Below are 11,083 nucleotides of genomic sequence, written 5' to 3'. Positions count from 1 at the left end.
CATCGTCGGCTGGATGCAGCGTCGGTCAATCGCGGAGTTGCGCGAACGACGCGCTCGCGCCGTCCAACTCGTCCGCGCCGCCCGGTCCCCCGAAGCCGTAGAGCCACCCCGCATTGCCGCCGTTGCCGCCGGCACCGCCATTGCCGGCGGGGATGCTGAAGGGCGGAACCATCGAGCCGAGTGCCTTGCCGTTGCCACCGAGGCCGCCGGAACCACCCGCACCGCCGTTGCCCCACAGCAGCCCGCCGTTGCCGCCCGACCCGCCGTTGCCGCCGTTGCCCCACAGTCCAGCGCTGCCGCCGTTGCCGCCGTTCTGATTGGGGCCGACGGACCCGCCGTTGCCACCGTTGCCCCACAAGATGCCGCCATCGCCGCCGCTTTAACCGGTGCCTGGTGTCCCGTCCGCGCCGTCGCCGATCAACGGACGTCCGAGCAGAGCAAGCGTGGGTGCATTGATCAGATTGAGCAGGTCTTCCTGGATTGACTGCGCGGTGCCCGCCTCGGCGAGCGCGTAGGTCCGCGAAGCGGCAGACAGGGCCGCGGCGAACTGCTGGTGAAAGTGGGCGGCCTGCAGGCTCACCGACTGGTAGGCCCGGGCGTGCGCATCGAAGACCGCCGTTATGGCGGCGGAGATCTCGTCGGCACCGGCCGCGAGCAGCGCGGTCGTCGGTGCCGACGCGGCCGCATTGGCGACACTGATCGCCGCGGCGATGTCGGTCAAATCCGTTGCGGCTGCCGCCAGCAACTCCGGCGTCGCGATCAGGTACGACATGAGACACCTCCGGCCACGGGGGACCCGGCGGCGCACCCGTCGCCTGTCGAACCCCGGCAAGAGTATCGCGATCGCGACCTCGCACCTCGCATTTCCGGTGCCGCGGTGCCGTCTTTTCCCGCGGTAACGAGGCGCGTCGGCCGTTACAGGACCGCTCCGGAATCCTTGACTGCGGCGATCTCGTCCCAATCCAAGCCCAGCTCGAGCAAGATCTCCTCGGTGTGCTGGCCGTGCTCGGGAGCGCGCGCCGGCGCCGGTGGCGTTTCATTGAATTGCACTGGTGCAGCGACGATTCGGTATCGCTCGCCGTGATCGTCCGTGTTGGTCACGACATACCCGTTGGGTTCGACCTGTGGGTCGTTGAGGGTTTCGCGCGGGGTCGCCAGCACAGCCCACACCCCGGGCTCGTCTTTCAACGCCCGCTGCCAATGCGCAAGGTCTTGGCTTGCAAAGGCATTCGCGAAGATCTCGGTTGCTTCGGCGGCGTTCGCTATCAGGTTCGCCGAGGGGACGAAGCGCTCGTCGCCGACCAGCTCGGGAAGGCCCATGCGCTCACAGAAGCCGGCCCAGAACTTGTCGGGCTGCAAGAACACCAGCTGAATCCACCGCTCGTCCTTCGTCTTGTACCGGGCTACCAGCGGGTTGATCACCACACCGGGCGGCGCCCCCGGGATGCCGTCGATGTCGAAGAAATCCGCTGCGGAGATCGACGGCGCGATGGCCCACATCGCTTGCGCCAGCAGCGAAGAGTCGACGATGGTTGGCTCGCCGGTACGTTCTCGGTGGAACAGCGCGGCGCACACACCGCCGGCCAGCGTTGCGCCGCCCTGCAAGTCGCCGAAAGCCGGCCCCTGCACCGCAGGTGTATCGCTACCGAACGGCGTCAGCGTGTAGGCGACCCCGCCACGGGCCAGATAGGTGGCGGCATCGAAGCCACCCCGGTCGCGATCCGGTCCACGCACCCCCAACCCGGTGCCCCGCGCGATGATGATGTTCGGGTTGAAAGCCCGGATGTCCTCAACCGTCAATCGGGCTCGCTCGAGCGCGCCGGGTAGCCAGTTGGTCAAAAAGACGTCCGCGGTGGCGAGCAGTCGCCCGAACAGTTCTCGGCCCGTCTCCGACTTGATATCGATCCCGATGCTGCGCTTACCGCGGTTGCCCGATTCGAGAAGGAAATCCGCATCGACGCGGGCCGCCTCCCGGGTGAAGGGGCCAACGACCAAGGCGCGGCCCGGATCGCCCGCCGCGACACCTTCCACCTTGATGACTTCGGCTCCCCAATCCGACAGTGCCGCACCCGCCGAGGGCACGTAAGTCCACGACGCCAGCTCGACTACCCGGACACCGCTGAGCACCCCGGCCATTGCCACTCCTCGGGTCAAATGCATTTCTTGCTATTTTAGATATTCTAGCTACTGTTGGGGTTATTGATAGCCCGGCTGCAGTCGTGCGCTGTTTTTTTCTACAAAGAGATGCGTTCGGAAGAGATGCGATGGAGCCGACCGTTGGCCCGATTCCCGATGTGGTGCACGCGCGGCGCCCGCTTCGCCGGGTGCATAGCCGGGACACGCACTCAGCGAACGATTTTGGCCGCAAAGCCGCCTCCGACGCGACGCGTCCCAGCACTGGTCAACAGCTACGGGTGGATTACCACATCGGCACCGAAATCGGCGTCATCACTACACATTCGAAATAGGGAAAGGGCCGGCACACATGGATCTCAACGAGACCCGCGAGAGAATCATCTACCAAAAGGACGGTCCCATCGCCAAGATCACCCTTAACTGGCCGGAGAAGGCCAACGCCCAAGACCAGAAGATGGCCGAAGAAGTCGACGCCGCGTTGCTGGACGCCGACCGTGACTACGACATCAAGGTGCTGGTCCTCAAGGCCAACGGCAACGGCTTCAGCTCCGGACACGCCATCGGCAACAACGCGGTCGACTACCCCGCATTCGTCGAAGGCGCGAAGGTGATGGGCCACCCGTGGAAACCGCAGAGCGACCTGTTCGTCAAGCCCACGCTCAACTTGTGGGAGTTCCCCAAGCCGACGATCGCGCAGGTGCACGGGTACTGCGTCGGCGGCGGCACCCACATGGGCCTGACCACCGACATCGTGATCGCCGCCGACGACGCCTACTTCTCCTATCCGCCACTGCAGGGTTTCGGCATGCCATCCGGCGAATGCTCCATCGAGCCATGGGTTTTCATGAACTGGCGCCGCGCGGCCTACTACCTTTTCCTGGCCGAGGTGATCGACGCCAGGAAGGCGCTGGAAGTCGGGCTGGTCAACGAGGTCGTTCCGCGCGATCAGTTGGATGCGCGGGTGGATGCGATCGCCCGCCACATCGCCCAGGCACCGATGACGACACTGTTGGCGACCAAAGCCAACCTCAAGCGGGCTTGGGAGCTGATGGGCATGCGGGTGCACTGGCAGAGTTCCAACGACCTGGTTGCGCTCGCCTCGATCAGTAGGGATGTGCAGCAGCTGATCCAACAGGTGTTCAAGGACAAGGTGCTGCCCTCAGAGCAGGCGCGACGGCAGGCGGCGGCGGCCGCCTCAACCGACGGCACCGCAGCCTCGTCCTGAGGACCGAACCACGTGAACATCGCCGACCACGCGAAGACCGCGGCCGAGTCACCAGCGCTGATACTGGCCGACGGTGGCGTGATCTCCTACGGAGAGCTGTATGCACGCAGCCAACGCGTCGCCGCCCTGTTGCACGACGTCGGACTCCGGCGCGGGGACGGCGTTGCACTGGTCCTCCCGAACCGGGCCGAGTTCTTCGAGATCACCTGGGGATGCCAGCTTTCCGGGCTCTATTACACCGCGGTCAACACGCACTTCACCGGCGACGAAGCGGCCTACGTGATCGACGATTCGGAAGCGAAGGTGGTGTTCGTCGACGCGTCTTTGACCGACATCGCTGCGCGTCTGCGTACGGGCAGTGCAGCAGTCCACGCGCACATTGCCGTCGGCGGCGACTTGGCTGGGTGGATGCCCTACGAGGGAGCGTTGGCCAGCGCCGGCGAGCCGCCGCCATTGTCGGACGGATCGGAGATGCTCTACTCGTCCGGCACCACCGGGCGGCCGAAAGCCATTCGTCGCCCACTTCCCGTGGACGGCAACGGGTCCTGGGGTCAGGCGCTGCTGGAGAAGGTCCTGGTGAACCGCTACGGTATGGAACGCTCAAGTGTGTATCTCTCCCCCGCGCCGCTGTATCACGCCGCGGGGGTCAACTACGCCATGGGGGTGCACCGCGTGGGCGCGGCCTCGATCCTGGTGCCGAAGTTCGACGCAGAGGCCACCCTCAGGCTCATCGAGAAGCACAGCGTCACCCACGCGCAGTTCGTGCCGACAATGTTTGTACGCATGCTCAAGCTGCCCAAGGAGACCCGCTCCAGCTACGACTTGTCGAGCTTGCGCTGCGTCGTCCACGCGGCCGCGCCGTGCCCGGTGGACGTCAAATATCAAATGATGGACTGGCTTGGCCCGATCATCTACGAATACTATGGCGGTACAGAAGGATTCGCGGGTTCCACGATCGACCCGCAGCAGTGGCTGGCACACCCCGGCTCCGTCGGCAAACCCTACAATCCGGTCCATGTGCTCGACGAGGACGGGCGGGAACTGCCGCCCGGCCAGACGGGTGAACTCTTCTTCGAAGGCGGGCCCGATTTCGAGTACTTCAAAGATCCGGTGAAGACGGCGTCGGTTTCCAACGAACGCGGGTGGCGTTCCCTGGGCGACATGGGTTACCTCGACGAGGACGGCTATCTCTACCTCACCGACCGGTCGACCTTCATGATCGTCTCCGGTGGGGTCAACATCTATCCGCAAGAGGTGGAGAACCTTCTGGTCATGCACCCCAAGCTCGTTGACGCGGCGGTCTTCGGAGTGCCGAACGACGAGTTCGGCGAGGAGGTCAAAGCGGTTGTGCAACCCGTTGCGGGAGTGCCCCTCTCACCGGACGCCGCAGAGGCGTTGGAAGCCGAGATCATCGCCTACTGCCGGGAGCACCTCGCCACGTACAAGTGCCCGCGAACAATCGATTTCGAGGCCGAGTTACCGCGGGATCCGAACGGAAAGCTTTACAAGCGACGCATCCGGGAGCGCTACTGGCAGGGACGAATGTCGCGGATCGTCTGAGTGAGGTGAAGCCACAATGAGCGCCGATACCGACTGGTCACCGTTGCCGGTGCCGTGGGCCGTCCAGACCCCTGACCGCATCCCGAAACAGCGGTATTACGACCCCGAGTTCTACGCGCTGGAAAACGAGATGTTCTGGCCGCGGGTATGGCAGATGGCCTGCCGGCTCGAAGAGATCCCCAAGGCGGGTGACTTCGTCGAGTACGAAATCCTCGACCAGTCAATCATCGTCGTTCGGATCGACGACGCCGACGTCCGCGCCTACCACAACGCCTGTCGCCATCGCGGAGTAAAACTCGTGGAAGGCAACGGATCCCGGCGTACCTTCGTCTGCCCGTTCCACGGGTGGTGTTGGAGTATCGACGGCCGAAACACCTACGTCGCGCGGCCGGAAGCCTTCGCCGAGCACAACCTGTGCGCGGAGGATCTGCAACTCGTCCCGGTCAGGTGCGAGCTCTGGGGCGGGTGCGCGTGGATCAATCTGGATGACGCCGCCCCCTCGGTGCGGGATTGTCTGGAGCCGTTCGCGTCGACCTACGATGCCTGGCAGGTGGAGTCACTGCGCGTCGAATGGTGGCAATCGTGCCGGCTTCCGGTGAATTGGAAGTTGGCGACGGCCGCGTTCATGGAGGGCTACCACGTCCCGCAGACCCACCCGCAGCTGCTGCCGTCATCGCAATCCGGCGGGCCGGGAGGCCAGGATCGGACGGCGGTGCACCCGATCATTCAGAGCAGTTTGTACTTCATGCGAACGCTCGGCGTCGGCATGGGCGGCATGACGCACGAGAACGACGTCCGGATCGCCGAGGGGCTGCAGCACATGGCGCTGCCGCCGGACCCGGGTGAGGCGATGGCCGTCTGGCGCAGCACCCTCAACGACGCGGTCGTTGCGTGGCATCGGGCCAGGGGCAGCGCCATGCCTGATCTCAACGATCTGGTGCGACGCGGCATTGTCGAGGCGATCGGCTTCGGCTTCCCGCACTACTTTCTGCTGCCCCAGTACAGCAGTGCTTCGTCGTACCGGATACGCCCGCTCGGCCCCGAGGAGACGCTCTTCGAGATCTGGTCCCTCACCCGGCTTCCATCCGACGTCTCGGCGGGCAGACCCCAACCGCCGGTAGCTATGGCCCCGGACGACCCACGGTGGCCGCCCATCCCGGCCCAGGACTTCTCGAACCTGCCCCGACAACAAAAAGGGCTGCACTCCAAGAGCTTTGAGTACATGCGGCTGTCGAATCAGATCGAGGGGCTGATCTCGAATTTCGAGCGCGTCATCGACGGCTTCCTTGCCGGCCTGCCCTACGAAACCCTGGTGCCCGCGATCCAGAAGACCAACACCACCATCGACGTCCCGATCGCAGACCTCGGCTTGACTCCGCGCATCACGTCGGAGGCGCGATGAGCACCCGTTGGGATCGCTCGGTCGACCTGCTGATCGCGGGCAGTGGCGGTGGCGGCATGGTGGCCGGGCTCGCAGCGCTCGACAACGGGATCGAACCTCTGATCGTCGAAAAGCAGGCATTGGTAGGCGGTTCGACGGGGCTGTCCGGTGGCATCGTGTGGCTGCCCAACAATCCGCTGATGAGAGCCGCCGGCATCGCCGACTCCCACGAGGACGGCCTCGCCTACCTGGCCGACGTCGTGGGGGACGTCGGCGCGGCGTCCTCCCCCGCGCGACGCGAGATGTTCCTCACCGCCGGCTACGAGATGATGGACTTCCTGATCCGCAAGGGCGTTCGGCTGATCCGATGTGCCGGCTACTGCGACTACTACCCGAATCACAAGGGCGGCAACGTATCCGGCCGCGCTGTCGAAGGAACCCCGCTCGACGCCGCCAAATTGGGCAACTGGAGCGACAAGCTGCAGCCGTCGCTGGCCGAGAACTACGGATATGTGGTCCTGACCAACGAACTGCGTTCCGTGCAGTACTACAACCGATCGCTGCGCACCTTCGCCGTAGCGACCAGGGTGTTCCTGCGCACCAGAGCCGCACACGCGACCCGACGCCGGCTGCTCACCAACGGCGCGTCGCTGATCGGCCAGATGCTCAAAATCCTTCTCGACGTGAGCGACGGCAGCCCTCCGTTGTGGACGAATGCCGCCATTGAAGACCTCATCGTCGACGACGGCAGGGTGGTCGGTGCCCGCGTCGTCCACAACGGAGAAGCAGTGAATGTAGCGGCGCGCAAGGGAGTTCTCTTGGCCGCGGGCGGCTTCAGCAGAAATGCGGACATGCGCCGCCAGTACAGCGGCGACCAACCCAACGACGGATCCTGGTCGATCGCCAACGCGGGTGACACCGGAGAGGCATTGCAAGCCGCCATACGTCTGGGCGCCAAGACGGACCTGCTGGACGAAGCGTGGTGGCTGCCGTCGGTTTTCATCGCCAACGGCGGCGCGGCCGCGGGATCGCTGGGACAAGGGCGGCAACGCCCCGGCGCCATCTACGTCGACTCCACCGGTAGACGATTCTGCAACGAGTCGAACTCCTACGTGGAGGTCGGCAAGGCGATGTATGCCAACAAGGCCGTGCCTTGCTGGATGATTTTCGACGAGGGATACGTGCGTCGATACGTTGCCGGCACCAACCCGCTCAAGCGTGAGCACCTGCCGGCCGCCTTGATCGAAAGCGGTGCGGTCAAGCGGGCCCCCAGCATCGGCGACCTCGCTCGCCAAATCGACCTCCCCGCCGACGAACTCGCGCGGACGATCCAACGGTTCAACAGGTTCGCGGCCGACGGGCTGGATCCCGACTTCGGACGCGGGCAGTCGGCATACAACGATTGCCTCGGCGATCCCGGCTACCGGCCCAACAGGGCTCTCGGCCCTCTCGACCGGGCACCGTACTACGCAACCCGGGTGCTACCGGCGGATGTCGGGACCTGTGGCGGAGTGATCACCAACGAGCACGCGCAGGTTCTCGATCAGCAGGACCGGGTGATCGAAGGGCTTTATGCCACCGGTAATACCACCGCGACGGTGATGGGCCGCACGTATCCCGGCGCCGGCGCGAGCATCTCGAATTCAATGGTGTTCGGCTACGTCGCCGCCCGGCATGCCGCCGCCCACTAACCCCGCGCGCAGACGCAAACTCGTACGATTCAGGCCTCCGAGGTACGACTTTGCGTCTGCTCGCGGGAAGAAAGGTACTCGCGAGGGTTCATTCCGGACTGCATGAGTTCGGCGCGGCGAGCCGCAACATCGGATGCCGCGCCCACCATGTTCGTCAGGATGTGACTGACCTGCAGATGTACCCGCATGCCCATCAATTCCCACGCGCGCTTGACGTTGTTCTTCACCGCCATCAGCGTGGTGAGCGGGATCTGAGAGATCTTGCGCGCCATCTCCTCGACGACATCCTCGAGGTCTTCTCGTGGCACCACCCTGTTGAGTAGGCCCCACTCGAGGGCCTGCTGAGCCGACAGCGTCGGCGCGAGCAGCAGCCAGTCCATCGTGCGGTGCCAGTTCATCAGCAACCACGGTTCGATCATGGTGTGGCCGCCAGGTTCGCCGAGGGTTTGCGCCAGCGGCATCTGGAAATACGCGTCTTCGGAGGCGACGCAGAAGTCGGTCAGCAGGCCGAGGTAGATGCCGCCACCCACGCAATAACCGTGGATCTGGGAGATCGTCGGCTTGGGAAACTCCCACAGGTACAGCGTGGGCCACAGGAACAGGTCGGCGGTGCCCTTGTAGAGGTCCTCGAACGTGTCGCCGAATTCCGGGTAGGGGTTTTCATCGGGACCCCACCGAGCCACATGCCCGCCGCAGAAACCTTTTCCGTTGGCTTTGAGGATGACCACCTTGATCTCTTTGTCGCGGTCCGCCTCGTGCAGGCAGTCGTCGACTTCGTGAACCAGTTGGGCATCCTTGGTGTTGGCCTTGTCGACCCGGTTCAAGATGATCCGCGCAATCGGCGGTTCGCGCTCATAGATGACCGTTTCGAGGACGCGCCGCTCCATCAGCGTGACATTACCGGCAGTCCCGGTCTCAGAGCGAGCGGCTGATGATCTCCTTCATGATTTCGCTTGTGCCGCCGTAAATCTTGCTCACTCGCGCGGCCGTGTAGGCCCGTGCGATCGGGTACTCCATCATGTAGCCGTAGCCACCGAAGAACTGCAGGCATTTGTCGACGACCTCGACGGCCTTGTCCGCGGCGATCAGCTTGGCCATCGACGCCGTCGCCGGGTCGTTGATGCCGTCGATGTATTCCTGGATGCAGTGGTCCACGGTGGTCTTGATCGACAGCGTTTCGGCCTTGAGCGCGGCCAGTTCAAATCTGTTGTGCTGGAACTTGATCAACTGTCGGCCGAACGCTTCTCGTTGCTTCGTGTAGCGAATCGCCTCGAGCACTGCCAACTCGGCGAGGCCAGCGCACTGCGAGGCGATGATCAGCCGCTCCCGCGGCAACTGCTCCATCAGCTGGTAAAAGCCCAAACCTTCGTTCTCTCCCAGCAGATTCGCCGTCGGCACACGCATGTCGGTGAAGAACAGCTCGCGGGTGTCCTGACCATGCAGACCGATCTTCTCCAGTACGCGCCCGCGCTCGAAGCCCTGCAACTGCGCGGTTTCGGCCACGATCAACGAGATTCCCGCCGCACCCGCGGACGGGTCGGTCTTGGCGACGATGATCACCAGGTCGCAGTGACTTCCATTGGTAATGAAGGTCTTCGATCCGTTGATGACGTAATCCGAACCGTCGCGCACCGCGGTGGTCCGAATTCCCTGCAGGTCCGATCCCGCCCCCGGCTCGGTCATTGCGATCGCAATGACCAAGTCCCCACTGATGACTCGGGGTAACCACCGTTGTTTCTGTTCTTCGGTGCCGTAGGTGTTGATGTAGTGCGCCCCGATTGGCGAGTGCACGACCCAGCCAGATGCGGTGTCTTGCGCCAGCGCCTGCTCCTCGGCGATCACCGCCGAATAGCCGAAATCGCCACCGGCGCCGCCGAACCGCTCGGGCAGATCGACTCCCAATAAGCCTGCGGCGCCCTGCTTTCGCCAGTACTCACGGTCGACCTGGTGCTCGCGGGCCCAGCGTTCCTGGTTGGGCGTGGCTTCTCGAAACATGAACTCGGCCGCGTGCTTGCGCAGTAAGCGGTGTTCGTCTGTCTCCCAACTGGCCCGATAAGTCGGAAAGAGCTCGGACACGGCAACCCCCTGAAGGCAATTAACATTCGTGTTGGTAAAGAGTCGCATACCTACGGTCGCGTAGGTTGCGATTTCAGCAAATACGGCAGCTATTGCTTTGGCGGGTGCTCTAGAGCGTTGGTTCGAGCCCGCGACAAGAGCCACGCGGTGCCTTCGCCCTCGGCGGTGCCAATGAGCTCCAGTTCGGCGAAAGCAGCGGACAATTCTCCCGGCTTGGCGCGGAATCGCCCCGAGCCCGCGCCGACTTCGCTCATGCAACACACGGCCAATAGCCCACCCGGTGCCAGACGCTCGATGACCGCAGCGTCGAGCCGGCGGTCGCGAAACTGGTGACACAGGATCATGTCGACGGGTGGGCCGGGCGGCAGCCCGTCGTCCAGATCGAAAACGTCAAAGCGGCAGCGCTCGGATACGCCGCTGAGCGCGGAAAACACCCGGGCATGCTCGATTGCCACAGGTGAAATGTCCACGCCCCAGACGGAGAGGCCACGGCAGGCCAGCCAGACCGCCCCGAGACCCTGGCCGCAGGCGAGATCGAGAGCGCGTCCCGCGGTAGGGATGACATCCAGGTAAGGCCGCACGAAATGAGGCGGCGCCAGCGCATGGATCGATACCGCCCCGCGACTGCGGTACCGCTCGTCCCAACGCCGACGGTCGTCCTCCGCCACGCCGCTACCCTACTTGGCTGGCGCTACCAGCGGTTTTGAGTTCGAGGCGGATGGGTACTTCGGCAATAGGGCACCAGTGTCGGCTCAGGCCGGTTGAGGCTTGACGGTGCTGGGCTAGCATGGAAATCGGGTCGGGACTGAATATTGCGAGGTCCCCGATGGGGTGCGAAAAGATCTTTAGGCAGCTGGCTGCTGGCGCGGCCATAACGGCTGCCCTTTCGATGACGGCAAATAATCCCTTGGTCGTATCGACCATTGGGTTAGGTACGGGCGTCGCAAACGCGCAGCCCGACGCTCCGCTGCCACTGAAGCCCGGTGGCGGTGGCGGCGGTGGCGGCGGTGGTGG

8 protein-coding genes and 1 pseudogene are annotated in these 11,083 nt (G+C 64.4%); 4 read left to right on the top strand and 5 right to left on the bottom strand.

What is annotated here, in order from left to right:
• Nucleotides 1-46: 46 nt before the first annotated feature.
• Both BST27_RS28340 and BST27_RS28335 read right to left on the bottom strand, forming a co-directional pair.
• Nucleotides 47-772 (bottom strand): annotated as a pseudogene (locus BST27_RS28340) (PE family protein); the annotation flags it as partial.
• Between the two features lie 143 nt (nt 773-915).
• Nucleotides 916-2,136 carry a CaiB/BaiF CoA transferase family protein gene (locus BST27_RS28335; protein ID WP_069418447.1) on the bottom strand — a complete coding sequence of 407 codons (1,221 nt, stop codon included), beginning with the start codon at nt 2,134-2,136 and terminating at the stop codon, nt 916-918.
• Between the two features lie 349 nt (nt 2,137-2,485).
• Here BST27_RS28335 and BST27_RS28325 point away from each other — a divergent pair, with 349 nt between their 5' ends.
• The 4 genes from BST27_RS28325 to BST27_RS28310 are packed head-to-tail and all read left to right on the top strand — an operon-like array spanning nt 2,486 to nt 7,993.
• Nucleotides 2,486-3,361, top strand: coding sequence for an enoyl-CoA hydratase-related protein (locus BST27_RS28325; RefSeq protein ID WP_069418449.1), 876 nt, complete (start codon nt 2,486-2,488; stop codon nt 3,359-3,361).
• 12 nt (nt 3,362-3,373) lie between these two features.
• Entirely contained in the window at nt 3,374-4,921 is a 1,548-nt protein-coding gene (locus BST27_RS28320; RefSeq protein WP_069418450.1) for an acyl-CoA synthetase, read from the top strand.
• Between the two features lie 16 nt (nt 4,922-4,937).
• A complete protein-coding gene (locus BST27_RS28315) occupies nt 4,938-6,323 on the top strand; it encodes an aromatic ring-hydroxylating oxygenase subunit alpha (protein WP_069418451.1) in 1,386 nt (461 codons plus the stop codon).
• Nucleotides 6,320-7,993: an FAD-binding protein gene (locus tag BST27_RS28310; RefSeq protein WP_069418452.1), complete on the top strand. Its 1,674-nt coding sequence runs from the start codon at nt 6,320-6,322 to the stop codon at nt 7,991-7,993. The genes BST27_RS28315 and BST27_RS28310 overlap by 4 nt, the downstream gene beginning before the upstream one ends.
• 29 nt (nt 7,994-8,022) lie before the next feature.
• On the opposite strand, the gene BST27_RS28305 is transcribed toward BST27_RS28310, so the two are convergent.
• The 3 genes from BST27_RS28305 to BST27_RS28295 form a co-directional block, all read right to left on the bottom strand.
• Nucleotides 8,023-8,880 carry an enoyl-CoA hydratase-related protein gene (locus tag BST27_RS28305; protein ID WP_069418453.1) on the bottom strand — a complete coding sequence of 286 codons (858 nt, stop codon included), beginning with the start codon at nt 8,878-8,880 and terminating at the stop codon, nt 8,023-8,025.
• A gap of 28 nt (nt 8,881-8,908) precedes the next feature.
• Nucleotides 8,909-10,069 carry an acyl-CoA dehydrogenase family protein gene (locus BST27_RS28300; RefSeq protein WP_069418454.1) on the bottom strand — a complete coding sequence of 387 codons (1,161 nt, stop codon included), beginning with the start codon at nt 10,067-10,069 and terminating at the stop codon, nt 8,909-8,911.
• An 89-nt stretch (nt 10,070-10,158) separates the two neighbouring features.
• The gene (locus BST27_RS28295; protein ID WP_069418455.1) at nt 10,159-10,737 is read right to left on the bottom strand and encodes a class I SAM-dependent methyltransferase; all 579 of its coding nucleotides are present in this window, start codon (nt 10,735-10,737) and stop codon (nt 10,159-10,161) included.
• Nucleotides 10,738-11,083: the final 346 nt, after the last annotated feature.

The sequence above is a fragment of the Mycobacterium intermedium genome, from assembly GCF_002086275.1.
Taxonomy (GTDB): Bacteria; Actinomycetota; Actinomycetes; order Mycobacteriales; family Mycobacteriaceae; genus Mycobacterium; species Mycobacterium intermedium.
The sequence above is the reverse complement of the archived record's forward strand: the minus strand, read 5'-3'. Positions and strand labels throughout refer to the sequence as shown.